The 255-nt window shown below is 62.4% G+C and carries 1 pseudogene; it reads left to right on the forward strand.

The annotated features are described in order from the left end of the window. Positions 1–255, forward strand: a pseudogene (locus tag AACY45_RS29130) (hypothetical protein); the annotation flags it as partial.

The following is a 255-nucleotide window of genomic DNA, read 5'->3' on the forward strand; positions in this document are numbered from 1 at the left end:
TCACCATCGAGCCGTATCCCGAGGTGGCCGTGGGCGATGTGGAACGCCTGACTTGGGGTGGGGTGTTTGTGTACAGCCTGCCGCTGACCCAGGACCAGGTCGATGGCAAGACGCCGATCGTGATTCATGTCGATGAAGCAACGATCCGCGAGGCCGGCGATTCGGACGCCAAGGGGTTACCGGTGGCCTATGAGTGTTACGACCTGGTCGACAACCGCTCCGAGGACTGGAGCCTGCCCCAATGGGTGATGGTCG

The organism is Pseudomonas sp. RA_35y_Pfl2_P32, from assembly GCF_963970735.1.
GTDB lineage: Bacteria > Pseudomonadota > Gammaproteobacteria > Pseudomonadales > Pseudomonadaceae > Aquipseudomonas.